The 21,335-nt window shown below is 65.8% G+C and carries 26 protein-coding genes; 12 read left to right on the top strand and 14 right to left on the bottom strand.

Features of this window, described 5'->3' with window-relative positions:
* Positions 1 to 229: 229 nt before the first annotated feature.
* The 5 genes from AC1RQP_RS08045 (at position 230) to AC1RQP_RS08025 (ending at position 4,475) form a co-directional block, all read left to right on the top strand.
* Positions 230 to 1,531: an MFS transporter gene (locus tag AC1RQP_RS08045; RefSeq protein WP_492936551.1), complete on the top strand. Its 1,302-nt coding sequence runs from the start codon at positions 230 to 232 to the stop codon at positions 1,529 to 1,531.
* A 220-nt stretch (positions 1,532 to 1,751) separates the two neighbouring features.
* The gene (locus AC1RQP_RS08040; protein WP_239626759.1) at positions 1,752 to 2,213 is read left to right on the top strand and encodes an Hsp20 family protein; all 462 of its coding nucleotides are present in this window, start codon (positions 1,752 to 1,754) and stop codon (positions 2,211 to 2,213) included.
* Between the two features lie 77 nt (positions 2,214 to 2,290).
* Entirely contained in the window at positions 2,291 to 2,782 is a 492-nt protein-coding gene (locus tag AC1RQP_RS08035; protein WP_492936550.1) for an Hsp20/alpha crystallin family protein, read from the top strand.
* Between the two features lie 86 nt (positions 2,783 to 2,868).
* The gene (locus tag AC1RQP_RS08030; RefSeq protein ID WP_492936549.1) at positions 2,869 to 3,204 is read left to right on the top strand and encodes a hypothetical protein; all 336 of its coding nucleotides are present in this window, start codon (positions 2,869 to 2,871) and stop codon (positions 3,202 to 3,204) included.
* A 164-nt stretch (positions 3,205 to 3,368) separates the two neighbouring features.
* On the top strand, positions 3,369 to 4,475 hold the full coding sequence (locus AC1RQP_RS08025) for a trypsin-like peptidase domain-containing protein (protein ID WP_492936548.1): 1,107 nt from the start codon (positions 3,369 to 3,371) through the stop codon (positions 4,473 to 4,475).
* A gap of 240 nt (positions 4,476 to 4,715) precedes the next feature.
* Here AC1RQP_RS08025 and AC1RQP_RS08020 read toward each other — a convergent pair whose 3' ends face one another.
* Both AC1RQP_RS08020 and AC1RQP_RS08015 read right to left on the bottom strand, forming a co-directional pair.
* On the bottom strand, positions 4,716 to 4,892 hold the full coding sequence (locus tag AC1RQP_RS08020; protein ID WP_492936547.1) for a hypothetical protein: 177 nt from the start codon (positions 4,890 to 4,892) through the stop codon (positions 4,716 to 4,718).
* Positions 4,889 to 5,110, bottom strand: a complete 222-nt coding sequence (locus AC1RQP_RS08015) for a hypothetical protein (protein ID WP_492936546.1) — start codon at positions 5,108 to 5,110, stop codon at positions 4,889 to 4,891. Before AC1RQP_RS08015 ends, AC1RQP_RS08020 begins: the two co-directional genes overlap by 4 nt.
* Positions 5,111 to 5,471: 361 nt before the next feature.
* On the opposite strand from AC1RQP_RS08015, the gene AC1RQP_RS08010 reads away from it, so the two are divergent.
* Complete coding sequence (locus tag AC1RQP_RS08010; protein ID WP_492936545.1) at positions 5,472 to 5,855, top strand: hypothetical protein; 384 nt, start codon at positions 5,472 to 5,474, stop codon at positions 5,853 to 5,855.
* Between the two features lie 64 nt (positions 5,856 to 5,919).
* Here the strand turns inward: AC1RQP_RS08010 and AC1RQP_RS08005 are convergent, their stop codons facing one another.
* Together AC1RQP_RS08005 and AC1RQP_RS08000 are read right to left on the bottom strand one after the other, a co-directional pair.
* Positions 5,920 to 6,771, bottom strand: coding sequence for an HpcH/HpaI aldolase/citrate lyase family protein (locus AC1RQP_RS08005; RefSeq protein WP_492936544.1), 852 nt, complete (start codon positions 6,769 to 6,771; stop codon positions 5,920 to 5,922).
* On the bottom strand, positions 6,771 to 7,274 hold the full coding sequence (locus AC1RQP_RS08000) for a MaoC family dehydratase (RefSeq protein WP_492937117.1): 504 nt from the start codon (positions 7,272 to 7,274) through the stop codon (positions 6,771 to 6,773). The genes AC1RQP_RS08005 and AC1RQP_RS08000 overlap by 1 nt, the downstream gene beginning before the upstream one ends.
* Before the next feature lie 176 nt (positions 7,275 to 7,450).
* Between AC1RQP_RS08000 and AC1RQP_RS07995 the strand changes: the two genes are divergently transcribed.
* Positions 7,451 to 8,617 (top strand): acyl-CoA dehydrogenase family protein, encoded by a 1,167-nt coding sequence (locus tag AC1RQP_RS07995; protein WP_061877093.1) that lies wholly within the window; start codon positions 7,451 to 7,453, stop codon positions 8,615 to 8,617.
* Between the two features lie 33 nt (positions 8,618 to 8,650).
* Here AC1RQP_RS07995 and AC1RQP_RS07990 read toward each other — a convergent pair whose 3' ends face one another.
* From AC1RQP_RS07990 to AC1RQP_RS07980, 3 genes are all read right to left on the bottom strand, one after another.
* Positions 8,651 to 10,225 carry an AMP-binding protein gene (locus AC1RQP_RS07990; protein WP_492936543.1) on the bottom strand — a complete coding sequence of 525 codons (1,575 nt, stop codon included), beginning with the start codon at positions 10,223 to 10,225 and terminating at the stop codon, positions 8,651 to 8,653.
* Positions 10,226 to 10,258: 33 nt separating this feature from the next.
* A complete protein-coding gene (upp, locus tag AC1RQP_RS07985; RefSeq protein WP_061020773.1) occupies positions 10,259 to 10,894 on the bottom strand; it encodes a uracil phosphoribosyltransferase in 636 nt (211 codons plus the stop codon).
* Positions 10,895 to 10,962: 68 nt separating this feature from the next.
* Positions 10,963 to 11,703, bottom strand: coding sequence for a crotonase/enoyl-CoA hydratase family protein (locus tag AC1RQP_RS07980; protein ID WP_492936542.1), 741 nt, complete (start codon positions 11,701 to 11,703; stop codon positions 10,963 to 10,965).
* An 86-nt stretch (positions 11,704 to 11,789) separates the two neighbouring features.
* Here AC1RQP_RS07980 and AC1RQP_RS07975 point away from each other — a divergent pair, with 86 nt between their 5' ends.
* Positions 11,790 to 12,371 (top strand): TetR/AcrR family transcriptional regulator, encoded by a 582-nt coding sequence (locus AC1RQP_RS07975; protein ID WP_239626743.1) that lies wholly within the window; start codon positions 11,790 to 11,792, stop codon positions 12,369 to 12,371.
* 324 nt (positions 12,372 to 12,695) lie between these two features.
* Here the strand turns inward: AC1RQP_RS07975 and AC1RQP_RS07970 are convergent, their stop codons facing one another.
* The 7 genes from AC1RQP_RS07970 to AC1RQP_RS07940 form a co-directional block, all read right to left on the bottom strand.
* Positions 12,696 to 13,073: a hypothetical protein gene (locus tag AC1RQP_RS07970; RefSeq protein ID WP_492936541.1), complete on the bottom strand. Its 378-nt coding sequence runs from the start codon at positions 13,071 to 13,073 to the stop codon at positions 12,696 to 12,698.
* A gap of 47 nt (positions 13,074 to 13,120) precedes the next feature.
* The gene (locus tag AC1RQP_RS07965) at positions 13,121 to 13,309 is read right to left on the bottom strand and encodes a hypothetical protein (protein ID WP_492936540.1); all 189 of its coding nucleotides are present in this window, start codon (positions 13,307 to 13,309) and stop codon (positions 13,121 to 13,123) included.
* Positions 13,310 to 13,421: 112 nt separating this feature from the next.
* Positions 13,422 to 13,820, bottom strand: a complete 399-nt coding sequence (locus AC1RQP_RS07960; RefSeq protein WP_492936539.1) for a hypothetical protein — start codon at positions 13,818 to 13,820, stop codon at positions 13,422 to 13,424.
* Between the two features lie 24 nt (positions 13,821 to 13,844).
* A complete protein-coding gene (dapA, locus tag AC1RQP_RS07955) occupies positions 13,845 to 14,762 on the bottom strand; it encodes a 4-hydroxy-tetrahydrodipicolinate synthase (protein ID WP_492936538.1) in 918 nt (305 codons plus the stop codon).
* Between the two features lie 24 nt (positions 14,763 to 14,786).
* Positions 14,787 to 15,041: a hypothetical protein gene (locus AC1RQP_RS07950; protein ID WP_454644033.1), complete on the bottom strand. Its 255-nt coding sequence runs from the start codon at positions 15,039 to 15,041 to the stop codon at positions 14,787 to 14,789.
* 139 nt (positions 15,042 to 15,180) lie between these two features.
* Entirely contained in the window at positions 15,181 to 15,459 is a 279-nt protein-coding gene (locus AC1RQP_RS07945) for a hypothetical protein (protein ID WP_239626731.1), read from the bottom strand.
* 22 nt (positions 15,460 to 15,481) lie between these two features.
* Positions 15,482 to 15,949 carry a hypothetical protein gene (locus AC1RQP_RS07940; protein WP_492936537.1) on the bottom strand — a complete coding sequence of 156 codons (468 nt, stop codon included), beginning with the start codon at positions 15,947 to 15,949 and terminating at the stop codon, positions 15,482 to 15,484.
* A gap of 616 nt (positions 15,950 to 16,565) precedes the next feature.
* Between AC1RQP_RS07940 and AC1RQP_RS07935 the strand changes: the two genes are divergently transcribed.
* The 4 genes from AC1RQP_RS07935 (at position 16,566) to AC1RQP_RS07920 (ending at position 21,328) form a co-directional block, all read left to right on the top strand.
* Positions 16,566 to 16,655, top strand: coding sequence for a K(+)-transporting ATPase subunit F (locus tag AC1RQP_RS07935; RefSeq protein ID WP_239626727.1), 90 nt, complete (start codon positions 16,566 to 16,568; stop codon positions 16,653 to 16,655).
* Positions 16,656 to 16,768: 113 nt separating this feature from the next.
* A complete protein-coding gene (gene kdpA / locus AC1RQP_RS07930; protein ID WP_492936536.1) occupies positions 16,769 to 18,472 on the top strand; it encodes a potassium-transporting ATPase subunit KdpA in 1,704 nt (567 codons plus the stop codon).
* 24 nt (positions 18,473 to 18,496) lie between these two features.
* Positions 18,497 to 20,614: a potassium-transporting ATPase subunit KdpB gene (gene kdpB / locus AC1RQP_RS07925; protein WP_492936535.1), complete on the top strand. Its 2,118-nt coding sequence runs from the start codon at positions 18,497 to 18,499 to the stop codon at positions 20,612 to 20,614.
* Positions 20,615 to 20,722: 108 nt separating this feature from the next.
* Positions 20,723 to 21,328, top strand: coding sequence for a K(+)-transporting ATPase subunit C (locus AC1RQP_RS07920; protein ID WP_492936534.1), 606 nt, complete (start codon positions 20,723 to 20,725; stop codon positions 21,326 to 21,328).
* The last annotated feature ends 7 nt before the right edge of the window (positions 21,329 to 21,335 follow it).

Raw genomic sequence — 21,335 nt, 5'->3', positions numbered from 1 at the left:
ATCATCGCGAGCGGCTTGTCCGCCGAAGCGAAAGCGGAAGCGGAAGCGAGGCAATCCAGATCTTCCCGCGGAGGCATTCTGGATTGGTTCGTCGCAAGGGCTCCCTGCAATGACTGATGTGGCAGTCGTGCGCCAAAATCTCGCGCCGTATCGTGCGAGAGCGGCGCCTCCGCAGGTTGCAACGGCCGCTGCGATTGGCCATGATGCCAACGGAATCTCTGGGCAGGGCATGACGGCAGCAGTAGGGGCCTCCGCTTCGGCGGAGAGATCGACGACGGCGCATGTGGTGTGGGCGAGCGCGCTCGGCACCGCCATCGAGTGGTACGATTTCCTGATCTATGGCACGGCGGCAGCGCTGGTCTTCAACAAGCTGTTCTTTCCGAGCTTCGATCCCTTCGTCGGCACGCTGGCGGCGTTCTCGACCTATGCGGTCGGCTTCGTGGCGCGGCCGATCGGCGGCGCCATCATCGGGCACTACGGAGACCGGCTCGGCCGCAAGACCATGCTGGTCGCGACCATGATCGCGATGGGACTCGGCACCTTCCTGATCGGCTGCCTGCCGACCTACAGCCAGATCGGCCTCTGGGCCCCGGTCCTGCTCGTGATCCTCCGTTTCGTTCAGGGCATCGGGCTCGGGGGCGAGTGGAGCGGCGCGGTGGTGATGGTGATCGAGCACGCCGGCAATCGCCGCGGCTTCTACGGCAGCCTGGTGCAGATCGGCTTTCCCGTCGGGGTCGCCGCCTCCACGGGCATCTTCGCTCTGATGACGAAGCTGCCCGAGGCGGACTTCCTCAGCTGGGGCTGGCGCGTGCCGTTCCTGATCAGCATTCTGCTCGTCGGCGTCGGCTTCATCGTGCGCCTCAAGCTCGCGGAGACACCTCACTTCAAGGAGATCGTCGAACGCAAGGAGGTGCTGGCGCAGCCGGCCCTCGAGGTGCTGCGCCGCGACTGGCGCAGCTTCCTGCTGGCGATCGGCATCACGGTGTCGGAGGTCGGGCTCGCTTATCTCCTGACCGTCTTCACCGTGGTTTATGCCACGACAAGGCTCGGCCTGCCGCGGCAGGTGATCCTGGATGCGGTGGTCTATGCCGCCATCGTCGAGTTCGCGACGCTGCCGCTGGCCGGCTGGCTCTCCGACATCTTCGGCCGCAAGGCGCTGTATCTGGCCGGCGGCGTCTTCTCGGTGGCGCTGGCCTTTCCGCTGTTCTGGTTCCTGGACACCAGGGAGCCGGCGCTGATCACGCTCGCGCTCGTTGTCACGATGACGCTGACCCATGCGCTGCTGTTCGGCCCGAAGGCCGCGTTCATGCCGGAGCTGTTCCGCACCCAGGTGCGCTACAGCGGTGCCTCGCTCGGCGCCAACGTCGCGGCAGCGCTGAGCGGCGGCTTCTCGCCGCTGATCGCGGCTGGGCTGCTGGCATGGGCCGGCTCGTACTGGGCGGTGTCCGTCTACATCATCGCGCTGTCGATCGTCACGATCATCGCCACGCTGCTGGCGCCGGAGACGGCGCGGGGCCCGCTGAGATCCTGAAGGTCAGCCCCCCGCCAGGGGGCGCCGCGGCCCCCGAAATTTTTCTCCGCCCCCCTCTTGAAAGCGGTCTCGGATTTTCTAAGTCGTTTTTCGCCGCGAGAGCGGTGTGCCGGATGCCAGAATCGGGTCCGGCACGGGCGCCGGGCTGGTCTTTTCAGACCCGTCTGAATCCCCGCCTTGCGCTCCTTCGTATCCATCTTGCTCTCAGGAGGACTTGGTTATGAGGACCAGTTTTGATTTCGCGCCCCTGTGGCGCTCCACCATCGGCTTCGATCACCTGGCCGACCTCGTCGACAGCACGCTGCGCCAGGCGACCGAGGACAACTATCCCCCCTACAACATCGAGCGTTCCGGCGAAGACCATTACCGGATCAGCCTTGCGGTGGCAGGCTTCGGCGCCAGCGACATCACCGTGACGGCCGAGCAGAACGCGCTCACCATCGAGGGCAAGAAGCCCGAGACCGCCGCGCGCGAATACCTGTACCAGGGCATCGCCGCGCGACCGTTCCGGCGCGTGTTCAATCTCGCCGACTACGTCCAGGTGAAGCAGGCCTCGTTCCAGGACGGGCTCCTGATCATCGACCTCGTCCGCGAGGTTCCGGAAGCGATGAAGCCGCGCCGGATCGCGATCACGAACGGCGCTCCTGCGGCATCGCAGATCGAGCAGAAGAAAGCAGCCTAAAGCGCTCGATCGATTAAATGGCGGAACGCGGCGCGCGGATGCGCGGGCCGCGCTCCCGATGCATGAAGGAGAGAACCATGGCTTTTCGTGATCTCATTCCCTGGTCGAGAAACCAGGAGCTTGCGCCCGCGCGCGACAATTTCGATCCGTTCCTGACGCTTCACCGCGAGATGAACCGTCTGTTCGACGACGTCTTCCGTGGCTTCGGCGGGACCGGCCCGTCGCCGCTGATGGAAGGCCGGTTCGGCTGGCCGAAGGTCGAGCTCAGCGAGACCGACAAGACGCTGACGGTCTCGGCCGAGCTTCCCGGCCTCACCGAGAAGGACGTGCAGGTCGAGATCGCCAATGGCGTCCTGACCGTCCGCGGCGAGAAGAAGGCGGAGCGCAACGGCGAAGGCAGGTACTTCACCGAGCGCTATTACGGCGCCTTCGAGCGGCAGATCCCGCTGGAGGGCGTCGAGGAGGACAAGGCCGAGGCGTCGTTCAAGAACGGCGTCCTGACCGTGTCGCTGCCGAAATCGGAGAAGGCGCGCGAAGGCGTCAAGCGCATCGCGATCAACACGCATTGATGTCAAGCGGGACGGCGACGGTTGGCGCCGCCGTCCCGTCGTCAACAAAACCGTCCCCCGGAAAGGAGCATGAGGGAGACACACCGATGACCAACGTGAATACCAATCCCGGCACTCTCAATCCGCTGTTTCATCCTGCGGCCCACTACGAGTCGCCCGCCGACGTTCTGAATGCGCCGGAGCTCTCTTCGCCGGAGAAGCGCATCATCCTGTCGTCCTGGGCATCCGACATGTACGCGGTCGAATCCTGTCCCGCCTTGCGCGAGATTCCCGGCATGAGCCACACGGTCCGGCTCGCCGACATTCTGGCCGCCTTGCGCAAGCTCGACGGCGACAACGACAATGACGACCCGCCGCGGGGCGGCGGCGTGCCGATGCGGCTGCGGCGGCCATGGGCCGCCGCAGAAGAGCGGGCTGCATGATGTTCACGCCCGCCGTTCTCGGGCTCGTGCTGCTCGGCCAGTCCGCGGCCGCCTGGGCCGTTCCGTTTTTGGCCCTGCAGGGCTGGATCGTCGCCTCACGCGACGAAGGCTGACGTCACGAAGGTCCCCGAGTATCCACACAACACAAGCGGCAGGTGACGATGATGAATGCTGTGCGTCTGCTTTTCCTGGCCTTGCTGGGGCTGACGCTCACGGCGTCGCAGCCTGCCGCCGGCCAGATTCCGGATCTGAAGACCGGCGGCTCGGTGCCGACCCTGGCGCCGCTGGTGCGCCAGGTGACGCCCGCCGTGGTCAACATTTCCGTGCACGGCCGCGTGCGCGAGGACAACCCGCTCTATCGCGACCCGCTCTTCCGCGAATTCTTCGACGTTCCCAGGCAGATCGAGAAGGAGGTCAATGCGACCGGCTCCGGGGTCATCGTCGACGCCCAGCGCGGCTATGTGCTGACCAACAATCACGTGGTCGAAGGCACCGCCGCCGTTCAGATCACGACCAAGGACGGCCGCCAGTTTTCCGCCAGGGTCATCGGCCGCGATCCGCCCACGGATGTCGCGGTGCTCCAGGTCCAGAACCCGGCCGGGCTCAAAGCGCTTCCCTTCGGCGACAGCGACGGGCTCGAGGTCGGTGATTTCGTGCTTGCGATCGGCAATCCCTTCGGCCTCGGCCAGACCGTGACGTCAGGGCTCGTCAGCGCGCTGGGCCGCACCGGCCTCGGCAAGCAGGGCTATGAGGATTTCATCCAGACCGATGCGGCGATCAATCCCGGCAATTCCGGCGGGGCGCTGGTCAGCCTGCGCGGCGAACTCGTCGGCATCAACTCTGCGATCATCTCGCCGGCGGGTGGCAATGTCGGCATCGGCTTTGCCATTCCGGTCAACATGGCGCGCAAGGTGATGGAGCAGATCATCGCCAACGGCCGCGTCGAGCGCGGCCGCATCGGCGTTTCGCTGAAGGACCTGCATCCCTCGATCAACAAGGGATTGAATCAAGGTGCCGTCATCGCCGAGATCGCTGCGGATTCGCCCGCAGAGAAGGCCGGCTTGCGCAAGGGCGATATCGTGACCGGAGCCGACGACCGCCCGATACGCACCGCCGCCCAGCTCCGCAACACGATCGGCCTTGCGCGGATCGGCGAGGACGTGAAACTCACTCTGCTGCGCAAGGGTGCGCCGCTCACCGCTACCGTGAGAGTGGCGCCGGCGACTGAGCCCAGCAGCGCGCTCGCAGGCCCCAATCGCCTCGTCCGCTGAAACGAATGCGGGGACGAACCGCGCAAGCAGGTCGTCCCCTGCGATGGCAGGGCTATCGCATATGAGATGTCGCTATGGGCACCGGCTGTCTCCACAGCGTCATGGCCGGGCTTGTCCCGGCCATCCACGCCTTTCCACGCGGCACAAGAACGTGGATGCCCGGGACAAGCCCGGGCATGACGACCTCTGCAAAATTCAAATGCGATTGCCCTGGGGTGACGGGGCGTGTGATCTCCCAGCTCAGGCGGCGCGGTGATCCAGCCCGCCTTGCAGGTCCCGGATCAGCCGCCGCTCGCGTTCGATGCGTTGGCGATAGAGCTCGCGCTCGTGCTCGGTCTTGGCGCTTGCAAGAAGCAGCTCGTAATGGCCGATGACCTTCTCGCTGCCTCGAACGAGCAGGTCTCGCTGGCTGTTCATTGCGCCATCCCCGTCGCATTGGCCGGTGCTCCCGAGGTGCGGAAGCTGACAGGGAAGGTCGCCGCGGTCAGGCCATCGAGCGCCGATTGCTCTTCCGCGAGGCGTCTCTCCACGAACTGGCGCTCCAGCTGCGACAGCCTGGTCTTCAGCAGACGCCGGTAGCGGTGGATGTTGTTGCGGTGCGCACGAATGCGGGCCAGATTCTCATCGAGCATCATCGTCTCTCCAGACGGTCTTCAGGTCCTTTGATTGTCGAGGGGCGAGAAGTTTTTCTCGGCGAAAAAATAAGCAACTGAAGATCGGTGTCAAGACGTGCGAAGCCGGTGCCGCTGTCGTCCTCGCGATCTCGAGAAAGACATGGCGGTAGAAGCGCTCGGAGATTGAACTTCGACCACGCCGCGTGCTCGGCCCGATCCACTCGGCCAGGAAGCCGCGTGCGCTCCGCACGTTTGGCGCTGATGGTCCGGTCTGACGCGGGTTGCCCGAGTTCCATTTGGCCATTGCCTCTTGTTGGCCGGCAAGCGAACCTCGTGCGGCCATATTTCGGCAGGAGTGATTTCCCGAGAGGGAGGCGCTCCGATGACCAAAGCTCTGATCACCGCTGCTGCAATACTGGCGTGCGTGCCGGCGAGCGCGATTGCGCAGGAGCGCGCGGGCGATGCGGCGCTCGGCGCGGTGTCGGGCGCGGTCGTGCTGGGCCCGGTCGGTGCGGTCGCCGGAGCCTTGATCGGCTACACTGCCGGACCTTCGATCGCCCGCTCCTGGGGCCTGAGAGGTTCGCGGCCGGCAACACAGCGGCAGCCGCCTCCCCGCACGGCCGCGACCCGCGCCGCACCGCGCACGCGAGAGGCGATGGCTGCCAACGGCCAGATGCGAGCTGCGGGTAATCCGGCCCCACCGGTTCAAGCCGCGCCTGCCGTTCCGGCGCCAACCTCGGCGCCGCCCGTTCAGGGGTTCGACTGAGGCCGGGACCTCAAGTCGCAGCTTCGGGCGCAACTGATCGAGCTGGCGAGGCTTGCGCCCTGGTCTAGGGTTGGCCGAGAATCTTCTTCGCGGCGCGAAGGTGCGGCTTGTCGATCATCTGGCCGTCGAGACGCAGCGTGCCGGAATCGGGATTGCTCGCGAACGCCGCGATCACCTTCTCCGCCCATTTGCGCTCCGTGTCGGTCGGCTCGAAGGCCGCGTTGACGATGTCGACGTGCTTGGGATGGATCAGCGCCTTGGCCGAGAAGCCGTCGCGCCGCGCCGCGCGCGTCTCGGCTTCGAGGCCCGCGAGATTGTCGATGTCGGTGTAGACCGTGTCGATCGGCGCGACCTCGGCCGCCGCCGCGGCCATCAGGCAGAGATCGCGCGCGAGGCGATAGGGGCTGTGGAAGACGCCGCCGCTCGCTTTCTCGGTCGCGCCGAGCGAGGCGGAGAGATCCTCCGCGCCCCACATCAGGCCGGCAAGGCGAGGGGAGCAGCCCTTGTAGCTGCCGAGCCCGAAGATCGAGCCGGCGGTCTCCGTCGCGACGCAGACGATACGAGTCGTGCCGATCTCGATGCCGGCTGCTGCTTCCAGGGCTTCGAGCCAGGTCGCGACGTGCCGCACGTCGTCGCCGCCCTGCGATTTCGGCAGCACGATGCCGTCCGGCCTGCCCGGCATCACCGCGGCGAGATCGGCCAGCGTCATGCCGGTGTCGAGCGCATTGACCCGGACGTAGAGCTGATGTGGCTTGCTGCGACCCTTCAGCATCGCAAGCGTCAGCCCGCGTGCCTCCGCTTTCTTCTCGGTGACGACGGAGTCCTCGAGATCGATGATCAGCGCGTCGGCCTTGCCTTCGCTCGCCTTCTCGAATTTGCGCGGGGAATCGCCCGGCACGAACAGCATCGAACGCATCAGACCGGCCTCTTGTGCATCATCGCCATGCGGCGGCATTTGCCGACGATCTCGTCGTTCTGGTTCAAGGCATGGTGCTCGAACTCGACGATGCCGGCCTTGGGCCGCGATTTGGAGTCCCGCACCGAGAGCACCTTTGTCGTGGCCCGCAACGTGTCGCCATGGAAGACCGGCTTTGGAAAGGTGACGTCGGTCATGCCGAGATTGGCGACGGTGGTCCCCATGGTCGTATCATAGACCGTCATGCCGATCATGATGCCGAGGGTGTAAAGGCTGTTGAAAATGCGCTGGCCGAACTCGGTCTTCTCGGCGAAATGCGCGTCGATGTGGAGCGGCTGCGGGTTGAGCGTCAGCAGGCTGAACATGGTGTTGTCCATCTCCGTGACGGTCCGGGTCAAAGGATGCCTGAACTCCTGGCCCACGGAAAAGTCTTCAAAATAAAGTCCGGCCATCGCGGTTTCCTCCCTGCGAAATAACAGCGCGCGCATACCTTCGCGCCGCATGACGCCATGCATGGTAGACACAGTTGATCGCCAATTTCACGTATCTGTACCCGGTTTTTCAAGCTAAAGAACGCAGGCGAGGCGTCAGGGCGCAGCAAGCGGCCACGGCCTTTGCGTGGGGAACGCGAAAGAAGGGAGATGGCGCGGTCGCGGCTCCCAAGAAGGAGATCACGGATATGGATTTCGCGCTCACCGATCAGCAGGAAGCCATTCGCGACGCCGTCGCCAAGATCTGCGAGGGCTTTCCCGACGCATACTGGCTGAAGAAGGATCACGACGGCGGCTTCCCGCACGACTTCCACAAGGCGCTGGCGGACGCCGGCTGGCTCGGTATCTGCGTGCCGGAAGAATATGGCGGCTCCGGGCTCGGCATCACCGAAGCCGCGGTCATGATGCGCACCATCGCGGAGTCGGGGGCCGGCATGTCCGGCGCCTCCGCGGTGCACATCAACGTGTTCGGCCTCAATCCCGTCGTCGTGTTCGGCACCGAGGAGCAGCGCAGGCGCATGCTGCCGCCGATGGTCGAGGGCCGCGAGAAGGCCTGCTTTGCCGTGACCGAGCCCAACACCGGTCTCAACACCACGCAGCTCAAGACCCGTGCGGTCGCCAAGAATGACCGCTACATCGTCAACGGCCAGAAGGTGTGGATCTCGACCGCGCAGGTCGCGCACAAGATCCTGCTGCTGGCGCGCACCACGCCGCTGGAAGAGGTGCGCTCGCCCACCCACGGCCTCAGCCTGTTCTATACCGATTTCGACCGCAACAGGATCAAGGTCCACGAGATCGAGAAGATGGGCCGCAAGATCGTCGACTCCAACGAGCTGTTCTTCGAGGACTTTGAAATTCCGATGGAGGATCGGATCGGCGAAGAGGGCAAGGGCTTCGAGTACATCCTCGAAGGCATGAACCCCGAGCGCATCCTGATTGCCGCGGAGGCGGTCGGCCTCGGCAAGCTCGCGCTGTCGCGCGCCACCGAATACGCCAAGACCCGCGTCGTGTTCAATCGCCCGATCGGCAAGAACCAGGGCATCCAGCATCCGCTCGCAGTGAACTGGGTCGAGCTCGAGGCCGCCTGGCTGATGGTGATGTCGGCGGCCTGGCAGTACGACAAGGGCATGCCGTGCGGCGCTGCGGCCAATGCCGCGAAATATCTCGCCGGCGAAGCGGGCTTCTCGGCCTGCGAGCAGGCGGTGATGACCCATGGCGGCTTCGGCTATGCCAAGGAATTCCACGTCGAGCGCTACCTGCGCGAAGTGCTGATCCCGCGCATTGCGCCGGTCAGCCCGCAGCTCGCGCTCAGCTTCATCGCGGAAAAGGTGCTGGGGCTCGCGAAGTCGTACTGAACGAGTCTTGTTGGCGCAAACCAGAGAGGCGGCCTATTCGGCAGCGATCCGCTCCATCGCCATGGCACGGAGCCTGGCGCGCTGGATCTTGACGCCGTTGGCGCTGTCGGTGACGGGGAAAGCGTCCACGACATAGATCCGCGCCGGCATCTTGTAGGCGGCGAGCCGCTCGCGCAGGCGTGCCGCGAGCGCATCCTGCTGCGGCGGCTCCCCTGCCGGGATCACGAAGGCGACGCAGCGCGCCTGGCCCTTCAGATCAACTGCAACCACCTGGGCGTCGGCCACGCCGGTGCACGATTTGAGCTCGTCCTCGATCTCGCCCGGCCCGACCAGGAAGCCGCCGAGCCGCATCGCATCGCCGGCGCGCGTCTCGTAGACGAAGGAGCCATCGCCGCGCAGCCGGCCGATGTCGCCGGTGCGGAAGAACCCGTCGGCGGTGATCGCCTCGCGCGTCGCCTCGGGATTGTTGAAATAGCCGAGGAAGCGTGATGGTGCGCTGATCTCGATCTCCCCGGAGACGCCCTGAGCCGCAAGCTCGCCGGTCTCGAGGTCGCGGATGCGGACTTTCGCATTGGGCGACATTGGCCAGCCGCCGCCCTCGATGCGGTCGGCGAAGGCATCGCCAGTGCGGGCGATCGAGAACAGCGCCTGCACCTCGCTCGAGCCGTAGAGGCCGAACAACGGCATGCCGCGCGTCTCGGCCTCCGCGGCAAGCTCGCGCCAGCCGGGCTGAAACGCGGCGAAGCCGCAGACCTCGAGATTTGGAAACGGGCGTGGCGCATCGGTGAGGGCGAGGATGCGGCGGAACATCTCGTCCGAGCCGAAGGAGTGCGTGATTCCGTGCTCGCCAAGGATCTTCAGGGCCGGCGCGGCCTCGAAGGCGTCGAGTACATGGATGGTGGCGCCGGCTGCGATGAAACCGAGCAGGCTGGTCATGCCGAAGGTGCCGCAGAACGGCAGCATGGCCAGCAGCGAGTGACGCTGGTGATCGAGCCGGAGCGCGTGGGCGACGGAGGCGGCGTGCGTCGCCAGCGTCCGCTGCGAATGTGCGACGAGCTTCGGCCCCTTGGTCGTGCCTGACGTCGTGTAGAGCAGCACCGGCAGGTCGACGTCGCCTTGAACAGGCGGAGCCGGCGGATAGGACTTGTCGAAGGCATCGAACCGCACGCAGGGCCAGTGTGCCGGGATCGCATCCGCGCCGACCACGGCGAGATTTTGCAGCGCGGGCACCTCGGCCTCGGCGATATCGGCGAGGATGGCGGCAAAGTCGATCGAGCGGAATGCGGATTCGACCACCATCAGCCTGGCAGCGGACACCTTGAGCAGGTGCGCGACTTCCGCGCTGCGGTAGCGCGTGTTGACGGCGGCGACGACCGCGCCGAGCCGTGCGGCGGCGAACAGCAGTGCCAGCCACTCGATCCGGTTGACCAGCCAGACCGCGACGACGTCGCCCTTGCCGATGCCCTGGGCCGCAAGCCAGGCGGCGGTCTGCTCGACCTTCGTCGAGAATTCCGCGCGAGAGACGGGTGTGCCGCCAAATACCAGGGCGGGATCGGCGGCGGTCTCGATACGGATCAGCGATTGCAGTGAAAAATCGTTGGCGCTCATGGCAATCGGAGTAACCCGATCGCGCCAAGCTGTCTACTTGGTGCCGAACATCCGGTCGCCGGCATCGCCCAGGCCCGGCACGATGTAGCCGTGGTCGTTGAGCCGCTCGTCGATCGCGGCGGTCCAGATCGGCACGTCGGGATGCTCGCTCTCGAACTGCGCGATGCCCTCGGGCGCGGCCAGAAGACAGACGAAACGGATGTCGCGGGCGCCGCGCGCCTTGAGCAGGGAGGCGCCGGCGCAGGCCGAGTTGCCGGTCGCCAGCATCGGGTCCATCAGGATCACGGTGCGGTCGGACAGGTCCTGCGGCGCCTTGAAGTAATATTCCACGGCCTGCAACGTCTCGGGGTCGCGGTAGAGCCCGATATGGGCGATGCGCGCCGAAGGCATCAAGGCGAGCATGCCGTCGAGGAAGCCGACGCCGGCGCGCAGGATCGGCGCCAGCGTGAGCTTCTTGCCGGCGATCTTCGGCGCCCGCATCGGCGCGATCGGCGTCTCGATCTCGACCAGCTCCAGCGGCAGGTCGCGCGTCACCTCGTAGCAGAGCAGCATCCCGATCTCGTTCAGGATCTCGCGAAAGCTCTTGGTCGAGCGGTCCTTCTCCCGCATCAGGGAGAGCTTGTGCTGGACCAGGGGGTGGGCGACGACGTTGACGTTGCTGGCGCTCATGAAACCGCTCTACACCGTTCCATGAAATTGCGCCAGATCGGCCGGGTCTTTTCCGTGGGAGACGCGGCCTAACGGGGCATCGCGACCGCGCTGCGGGCGCGGTTGCTCGCCTCGTAGGCAGCCATGGTCAGCTCGCGGTCGATCGCCATGCGCATGGCGTCCATGGCCGGCTGGCGCAGGCGCCTCTTCGCGGTCGCATGCGATGGCTTGTGGATGGCGCGCAAGCCAGCGATGATCTTCTCGAGCGTGATGTCGACCATCTCCGGCGCGACCACGCGATCGAGAAGGCCGGCGGTCAACGCCTCCTCCGGCTCGTACATCTCGCCCAGCGTGGCGGTACGGCTGAGCCAGGCCGGATGCAGGCGGCTGCGCGCGAGCTCGATGGCAAAGCTGGGTGGCGCGATGCCGATCCCGACCTCGTTCAACCCCATGCGGTGCGGTCCGCGTGCGCCGAGCCTGACGTCGCAGGCGAGCAGCAGGAACGTCCCCATCGGATAAGCATGGCCCTCCATCACGCCGATGGTCGGATGCGGAAACGACATCAGCCGCAGCGCAAGCTCCGCGCCGGCCCGGACCATCTCGAGGCTCCTGGCGGCATCGCCCGAGGCGAACACTTTCAGGTCGAAGCCGGCGGAAAAGACGCCCGGCCGCGCCGAGCGCAGCACCACGATCTCCGCTTCCGTCTCGGCACGGTCGAAGGCGGCTGCGATCTCGCCCAGCATCGCGGCCGACATCGCATTGACCTTGCCGTCGTCGAGCCCGATCCGCGCCACGCCGTCTCTGAGTTCGTAGGTCACTCCCTTGGGCATCTGCCTCTCCCTGTCATGGTCATGTCTTGACTGTCGGAGGCTGATGTAGACCAATCAATATAATTTCTTGACCGGAGGAGAGTGCCATGCCGGCCGTGCCAAAGCACCGTCAGCCCATCATCAATGCCGCGGTGACCCTGTTCCGCCGGCAGGGATTTGCCCGCACCGGCCTCAACGACATCGTCGACGTCAGCGGCGCGCCGAAGGGCTCGCTCTACCATTACTTTCCGGACGGAAAATCCTCGATCGCGGTGGCAGCGGTGGAGGAGGCGGGGCGCCGCGTCGCGGCGACGGTCGCCAGGCTCGCGGCGGAGTGCGGCTCGACCGGCGAGCTGTTGCGCGCGCACGCAAGGTTGCTGGCAGGCTGGATGCAGGGCTCCGGCTTCCGCAACGGCTGCCCGATCACGACCGTGCTGCTCGAGCTCGCGCCGCGCGAACGGGCCGTGTCGGAGGCCGGTCGCAAGGCCTATGCGGCGCGTCTGGCGATCCTGCGCGACAAGCTGGTCGCCGACGGCTTCGCCAGGCCGCGGGCGGAGGCGCTGGCCGTGCTCTGCACGTCGGCGCTGCAGGGCGCGTTGATCCAGGCCCGCGTCGAGCGTAGCCGCCGGCCGATCGAGGTCACCGCGGGCGAGCTGGCACGGCTGATCGAAGCGGAGCGGATGAGCTAAAGCATGATCCGGAAAAGTGCGCGGCGGTTTTCCGAAAAGATCATGCTTAAACAACAACCTAAAGCGCGATGACGATTCATCCTAATCGCATCGCGCTTTAGACTCCAAGCCCGCGCGCCACCAGCGTGATCACGAGCGTCAGGATGCCGCCCCAGACCAGGCTCAGCGTCATCGTCAGAATGGTCATGGTGACTGCCTGCTCCAGAGTTCCCCTGAAGGGCTGCATACTAGCCGTCCGAGGTCGGGTTCGCGGTGGCGCGCATGCCAAGCAGCAACGCGCCCATCAATGCGACCAGGATGACGATCTTGAGCTCGACCATGTCGTTACCTCGCAAGGCGCGCCAGGCGCCGCTTCGCCCCGCTCAGCCATCGTGCAGCCAGCGCGCCCAGCGGACTGCCCTGGTTCGCGACGTCGAGCTCGAACGTCTCGGCCGGAAACACCAGCGCGCATCGTGCCGGTGCGCTCTGCCGGTTGGCGAAATCGATCGCGGAGCTCCTGAACAGGAAGAGGCCGCCGACGCGCCCGTTGGCCTCGCGGGCCACCCAGAGCCCGGCACGGTTACGTCCGATGAAGAAGGCGGGAATGGCGGTACTGACGACATCAGGGTCGAGTGGCTTCAGTGCCGTCGTCGCGCCGATTACAGGCGCCGTCGTTCGCGACTCCGGCAGGCGGTGCACGGCTTGAAGGGCGATCGCGGCCATGGCGGCCTCCTCACAGATCTGCAAGGTCATGACGTCTGCCGCGCCGGTCAGGCGGGGAGATGCCAGACATGGATTGCGATTCTCAGCGCGATCAGCGCGGTGAGCACGCTGCCCATCGAGAGCAGGCCGAACGCCTGGAGCGCGATACGCTCGAGCCGGGCCTTGCGCGCTTCGGAGATGCGCGCCGTGCGTTCGGCTCCGAAGGGCCGGTCGAAACCATGTGTCAGGATCGACATCGTGGAAGTCCTTGTCCTTGGCGCAGCGAGACGGCCGCTCCAATCTGCCGCTCATGATGTCCATCGTTGCGTAGGATTGCGAGATGAGCGCCGGCGCATCCGCATATGAATGTCATAAAGATGCCGATCCTCGCGCCGGCAGCCCTCTGAAGAGATCGGGGTTCCGCTTCGGTCGGGGGGCCTGAGACGGCGCGGGATCCGAATGCGTGATCCCGACCGCCGCGGCAAAGGCGAGGCGCAGCCGCGGCTCCTCGATCTGCCTGCAGAACCGGTCCAGGATGTCCGCCGCGTTCTGTGACTGCCCGCTGATCGCCGCGCAGAGCTGGGAGCTGGTTCGCCGGAAGAAGTGGAACGTCTCGTCGGCGGTGCGCCGTCCCCCGAGGCGATCGAGCTCCGCCGCGAGTGCTGCAACGTTGAGCCTGTCGGCTTCATCCCGTGTCACGGCAAGGCGCAGCAGCGCCAGCTTCCAGGCGTGGAGCAGCCTGTCAGATCCATCGAGCGGGTTGAGCATGCAATTCCGGACGGCCTCGCCGCGTCAGGCTCCGACGCTGTCGATCAATTCTTCGTCGGCGATCGCAGCGAATGCGCGCACCACGTCTCTCTGCGCGGCTGCGTCCAGCGGCACGATCGGAAGCCTGGTGGCGGCGGACATCAGGCCAAGGAGGTTGAGACCGTATTTGAGCGCGGCCGGACTTTCCCTGGACAGGCAGGCGATGAGCGGGATCAGGCGCTTGTGCAGATAGCGGGCGGATTGCAGCCGGCCCTGCCTGACGTGCGAGAAGATCGTGCGACAGAGATCCGGCGCGATGTTGGCGACTTCCGAGATCGCGCCATCGCCGCCGTCCGCGATGAAGCCGAATGTGGTGGTGTCGTCGCCGGAGAGAAAGCGAAAACTTGCCGGCAAGTTGCGGGACAGCCGCATCGGACGGGTGATGTCACCGCTCCCATCGCGGAGGCCGACGAACTGGCGCGACTCGACCAGACGCAGAAGCGTCTCGTCGGCGAGCGGGCGCAGCGTGCGGGAGGGATTGTCGTGCAGGATCACGGGCAGCCCGATCGCACCGGCGATGGTGCGGAAATGCGCGAGCATGCCTTCCTGCATCGGCTTGTTGTAGGCGGGCACGACCGACATGACGGCATCGGCGCCGGCCGCCTCCGCGCGCCGCGCAAGCTCGATGGCGTGGCTGGTTGCGTTGGATACCGCGCCTGCGATGACCCGCACGCGGCCGCGAGCGACGTCGACCGCGGTGCGAATGACGAGCTCCTGCTCGGCCGACGAGAGCGTCGGCGCTTCCCCGGCCGTCTCGCAGACCACGATGGCCGGCACGCCGGCCGCGACCTGTCGCTCGCACAGTGCGGCGAATGCCTCGAGATCGATCGCATCTGCCCCGTCGAACGGGGTCGGCAGGTCGGGAATGAATCCGGTGAACCAGGCGGCGGGAGGGATGAGCATTGGTTTTCCCCTGTTGGCGCTGGCTCAGGCGGCGCGCCGCGCGACGGTGGTGTTGGGGCGCTTGCCCATGTCGAGCTCGATCTCGCGCGGCAGCTCGACGATGGTTTCGGGATGCTGTCCGTTCTCGAACAGCGCATATTTGATCGCCTGGGCGCGGCTGACGAACAGGCCGCCATAGAGGCCGTTCTGCTCCTGAGCGACCCATTGCCCCCGGCGATTGCGGCCGATGAAGACGATGGTCGAGGGCGAGCTGCACGAGGGAGGTTCGACGAGTTTCACGGGTTTGATCCTTCTGAACGACGCCGGCTTCGGACGCAGGTTCTTGCCGGCGTGCTCAATATCCTCAGTCGCGAATATGATTTCGAGGGCGGGTGAGCCGCGATCTCATAGGAAGATCATAAAGCCGGAGCCGTGCCGTTCAGGCCGGATCGATGACGACGTGGACCAGCGCGAACAGCGCGCCGAACGCGACAGCCTCGTCCCAATGATTGAGCGCAGCTCCGAACAGCGGCTCCCGCCTGACGAGGCTGGCGAGCGCGCACAGGACGATCGACATCCAGAGCAGGACGGCGAGGCTCCGGCCGAAGCCGACGCTGCCGAATGCGGCAAAGCCCATGAGCAGCACGAGGCGGACGGCGAATCGCGCGATCACGCGCGCCGGGCTCAGCATGCGCGGCATGTCCGGAGCTTGCGGCATGGCCTCGATCCGTCGGGCGTGTCTAGGCGAAGTTGTCGCAGACGACCGGCTCGTAGAACGGATCCGGCACGGGACGGACGGAAGGAACGCTCGGCCGCGATACGTCAACCGCCAGCGCCCGGACGTCGAGGAACGCCGACAGCAGCGCAAGCGCGAGGTCGGCATGGCGCGCCTCGACCGCGGCGTCCAGCCAGTCCGGCAGCTCTCGCTCGCGCGAGAGCGCGCAATGCCACTCGCCCTCGTCATAGGCGATGCGGCGGACCTGCCACATCGGCAGCTCCAGCTCCATCAGCACCAGCGCCGCGTCGGCCCATGCCTCGGCGTCGATCAGGCGTGTGAGGCGTTCGGTGCGGCCGTTCTGGCCGAGCGAGGGGATGCGCCGGCAGGCCGTTTCGATGATCTCGATCATCAACGGTCGCGTCATCGCCTGCGCATTGCTCAAGCGGTCGCCGAGTGATGGCGGATCGTAGCGTCGGAGAGCAGCGGTCATGTCAGGCCTCCTGGAGTTGGCGTCGGTCAGTCGGCCGGCCTCTCCAAGATGGCCCGGAGGGCATTTGAAAACGAGATAGGGATCGGGCGAGAGATATAGGGATTTCATAAGTGTACGGAGTCTTCCGTCCAGGCGCGCCGGATCTTCGACTGTCATCTCCGCCGAAGGTGGGGGCTTATAGAAGAAGGGCTTTTTGAAAAGACCTTGGCCACGGCTTGCTGTAACCACGATTGCGAGGGCGATGGTGGGCCGCGCCGCTGCGCTGCCGACCCGGAACGACCGCCTGGAATGCATTGCCGGCGTCACGTCGCCGCCGGTCATGGCGAGCCGGCCTTTATGAGATTCCTATAACGTCGCCATAGGCTCCATCTCGAAAACCTATGTGCGCGGTGGCAAGTCAGTGCAGTGAAAGTTCCAGGCGGGCGCCGCGGGACATGCGCTGTGCTTGATCAATCGCAAGCTGCCTGCCGGAATCAGAGACATGGTTGCGCCAGAGGCAGAGCGCAACGAGGAGCACTTCGATGATGGACATTCTCATGCTGGCGCTGGGCTTCGGCTTCTTCGCGCTCGCGATCGGTTACACCTACGCCTGCGAACGGCTGTGAGGGAGCGGACCATGATCTTCGACTATACGCTCGCCGGCGCCGTCTCGTTCGGCCTCCTGGTCTATCTCACCTACGCACTGCTGCGGCCCGAACGGTTCTGACGCCGTGCTGCTGCTCGTCGAATTGCTGCTGGCCGACGCTGCGCTCGTCGCGGGCCTGCTTGCGCTGCTCCTGCCGCTATTGCGCCGGACCCGAAGCCTGAAGGGTTAATGCCATGACTGTCATCGGTTGGTTCCAGATCATTCTTTATTGTGCGATCGTCGTCGCGCTGACCATGCCGCTCGGCTGGTACATGACGCGCGTGTTCAACGGCGAGCGCACATTCCTGTCGCCCGTCCTGCGCCCGATCGAGGCCGGCATCTATTGGATCTCCGGTGTCGACGAGAGGCGGGAGCAGCACTGGCTGACCTACACGGTCGCCATGCTGTTGTTTCATGTCGGCGGCTTCCTCATCATCTACGGCCTGATGCGGCTCCAGGCCATGCTGCCCTTCAATCCGGCCGGGCAGTCCGCGGTCGCCGAAGACCTGTCGTTCAACACCGCGATTTCCTTCATCACCAACACCAACTGGCAGAACTACGGCGGCGAGAGCACGCTGTCCTATCTGACCCAGATGGTCGGCCTCACGCACCAGAACTTCCTGTCGGCGGCGACCGGCATCGTGCTCGCGGTCGCGCTGATCCGCGGCTTTGCCCGCGCCTCGATGCGCACCGTCGGCAATTTCTGGGTCGATGTGACCCGCTGCACCCTTTATGTCCTGCTGCCGATCTGCATCGTCTTCACGTTGTTCCTGGTCTGGCAGGGCATGCCGCAGACGCTCGGGGCCTATGTCGAGGCGACCACGCTCGAAGGCGCCAAGCAGACCATCGCGGTCGGCCCGGTCGCTTCGCAGGTCGCGATCAAGATGCTCGGCACCAATGGCGGCGGCTTCTTCAATGCCAACGCCGCGCACCCCTTCGAGAATCCGACCGCGCTGTCGAACTTCGTGCAGATGCTGTCGATCTTCGTGCTTGGCGCTGCGCTGACCAACGTGTTCGGCCGCATGGTCGGCAACCAGCGCCAGGGCTGGGCGATCCTCGCCGTGATGGGCGTGCTGTTCGTCGCCGGCGTCGGCGTCTGCTATTGGGCGGAAGCCAACGGCACCTCGACCATGCATGCGCTGGGCCTGACCGGCGGCAACATGGAAGGTAAGGAGGTCCGCTTCGGCATCGTCGCGTCCTCGCTGTTCGCCGTGATCACTACGGCCGCCTCCTGCGGCGCCGTCAATGCCATGCACGACAGCTTCACCGCGCTCGGCGGCATGATCCCGCTGATCAACATGCAGCTCGGAGAGATCATCGTCGGCGGCGTCGGCGCCGGCATGTACGGCATGCTGCTGTTCGTCATCCTCGCGATCTTCGTCGCGGGCCTGATGGTCGGCCGCACGCCGGAATATGTCGGCAAGAAGATCGAGGCGCGCGAGGTCAAGATGGCGATGCTCGCCATTCTCGTCCTGCCGCTGATGATTCTCGGTTGGACCGCCGTCGGCGTGGTCTATCCGGCGGCGGTCGCCTCCATGGCGAATGCCGGGCCGCATGGCTTCACCGAAGTGCTGTACGCCTTCACCTCGGGGACCGCCAACAACGGCTCGGCCTTCGCGGGCCTCACCGGCAACACCTTCTTCTACAATCTCACGCTCGCCAGCGCGATGTTCGTCGGCCGCTTCTTCATGATCGTGCCGGCGATGGCGATCGCGGGATCGCTGGCGGCGAAGAAATCGATCCCGCCGTCGATGGGCACGTTCCCGACCACCGGTGGCCTGTTCGTCGGTCTCGTCGTCGGCGTCATCCTGATCATGGGCGGCCTGACGTTCTTCCCGGCGCTCGCCCTCGGCCCCATCGTCGAACAACTCGCGATGAACGCCGGCAACCTGTTCTGATCCAGCTCTTTCGGAGTGACCTCCATGGAACCCGTCCATAAACCCAACAAGCGCATGCCGGTGTCGGCGATGCTGGATCCCAGGATCGTGATGCCGGCGATCGGCGCGGCTTTCGCCAAGCTCGATCCGCGCGCCATGATCAAGAACCCCGTCATGTTCGTGGTCGAGATCGTCGCTGCGCTCACCACCGTGATCTTCCTGCGCGATCTCCTGACCGGCGGGGAAAATCTCGGATTCACCTTCCAGATCATCCTCTGGCTGTGGTTCACCGTGCTGTTCGCCAACCTTGCCGAAGCAGTGGCCGAGGGCCGAGGCAAGGCGCAGGCCGAGACGCTGCGCAAGACCCGCACCGAGAGCCAGGCCAAGCTCCTGAGGGGCGCGAGCCGCGATTACAAGCTCGTATCAGGCACGAGCCTGAAGGTCGGCGATCTCGTGCTGGTCGAGGCGGGCGACACGATCCCCTCGGACGGTGAGGTGATCGAGGGCGTCGCCTCCGTCAACGAGGCCGCCATCACCGGCGAGTCGGCGCCCGTGATCCGCGAATCCGGCGGCGACCGTTCGGCGGTGACCGGCGGCACGCAGGTGCTGTCGGACTGGATCCGCGTCCGCATCACGGCAGCCCAGGGCTCGACCTTCATCGACCGCATGATCAAGCTGGTCGAGGGCGCCGAGCGGCAGAAGACGCCGAACGAGATCGCGCTCAACATTCTGCTCGCCGGTCTCACCATCATCTTCGTGTTCGCCACCGTGACGATCCCGAGCTATGCGGCCTATGCCGGCGGCTCGATCTCGGTGATCGTGCTGGTTGCGCTGTTCGTGACGCTGATCCCGACCACCATCGGCGCGCTGCTGTCGGCGATCGGCATCGCCGGCATGGACCGCCTGGTCCGCTTCAACGTGCTGGCGATGTCGGGCCGTGCGGTCGAAGCCGCCGGAGACGTCGACACGCTGTTGCTCGACAAGACCGGCACCATCACGCTCGGCAACCGGCAGGCGACCGCGTTCCGTCCCGTGCGCGGTGTGACCGAGCAGGAATTGGCCGACGCCGCCCAACTCGCCTCGCTGGCGGACGAGACGCCGGAAGGTCGCTCCATCGTCGTGCTGGCGAAGGAGAAGTACGGCATCCGCGGCCGCGACATGGCGGAGCTCGGCGCCACCTTCGTTCCGTTCACGGCGCAGACCCGCATGAGCGGTGTCGATGCCGGCGGCTCGTCGGTGCGCAAGGGTGCGGTCGATGCCATCCTCAACTATGTCAACGGCGGCGCGCCGACGGCGGTCGCCTCGGGCAACGCGGCGCGGGCCATCCAGCCCGCGGCGCTCTCCGACGTTGCGCGCGAGATCAGCGCCATCGCCGACGAGATCTCGAAGTCCGGCGGCACGCCGCTCGCGGTGGCCAGGGACGGCCGCCTGCTCGGGATCGTCCAGCTCAAGGACATCGTCAAGGGCGGCATTCGCGAGCGCTTCGCAGAGCTGCGTCGCATGGGCATCCGCACCATCATGATCACCGGCGACAATCCGATGACGGCCGCCGCCATCGCCGCGGAAGCCGGCGTCGACGACTTCCTGGCGCAGGCAACTCCCGAGGACAAGCTCAAGCTGATCCGCGACGAGCAGGCCAAGGGCAAGCTGGTCGCCATGTGCGGCGACGGCACCAACGACGCGCCGGCGCTCGCCCAGGCCGACGTCGGTGTCGCCATGAACACCGGCACCCAGGCCGCCCGCGAGGCCGGCAACATGGTCGACCTCGACTCCAACCCGACCAAGCTCATCGAGGTGGTCGAGATCGGCAAGCAGCTCTTGATGACGCGCGGCGCGCTGACGACGTTCTCGATCGCCAACGACGTGGCCAAGTACTTCGCGATCATCCCCGCGATGTTCCTGGCGTTCTACCCCCAGCTCAACGTGCTCAACGTCATGAACCTGTCGAGCCCGCAGAGCGCCATCCTGTCGGCGATCATCTTCAACGCGTTGATCATCATTGCGCTGATCCCGCTCGCGCTGAAGGGCGTCGCCTATCGCGCGGTCGGTGCCGGTGCGTTGCTCCGGCGTAACCTCTTGATCTACGGCCTGGGCGGAATCGTCATTCCCTTCATCGGCATCAAGGCGATCGACCTCGTGGTGACCGCCTTGCACTTGGCATAACGCCGTCATTGCGAGGAGCGAAGCGACGAAGCAATCCAGACTGCCTCCCAAGAACGCCCCTGGATTGCTTCGCTTCGCTCGCAATGACGAAAGAAAGGAAAACTTCAAATGCTCAGAGAAATCCGCCCCGCCATCGTCCTCTTGCTGGCGCTCACCGCCATCACCGGCCTTGCCTATCCGCTCGCGATGACCGCGATTGCCGGCACGTTGTTTCCCGTGCAGGCGCAGGGCAGCCTCATCGAGAGGGACGGCAAGGTGATCGGCTCCGCCCTGATCGGGCAGGAATTCAAGGACGACAAGTACTTCCATGGCCGTCCCTCGGCGACGCTTGCGCCGGACCCGAATGATTCGACCAAGACGGTGTCGGCCCCCTACAACGCCGCCAATTCGGGCGGCTCCAACCTCGGCCCGACCAGCAAGGCGCTGGCCGACCGGCTCAAGGAAGATGTCGACAAGCTCAGGCGCGAGAATCCGAACGCGGCCGTGCCGGTCGACCTGGTGACGACGTCGGCCAGCGGCCTCGACCCGAACATCTCGCCGGAAGCGGCGCAATTCCAGGTGCCGCGCGTGGCAAAGGTGCGGAATCTGCCTGAGGATCAGGTCAAGCAGCTCGTGACCGCCAACACCGAAGGCCGTCTGCTCGGCCTGCTCGGCGAACCCAGGGTTAACGTTCTGGCGCTGAATCTCGCGCTCGATCGCATGGCCGCGAAGTAGCAGTCTA

The organism is Bradyrhizobium sp. GW821-FHT13H06, from assembly GCF_058803975.1.
The sequence above is the reverse complement of the archived record's forward strand: the minus strand, read 5'-3'. Positions and strand labels throughout refer to the sequence as shown.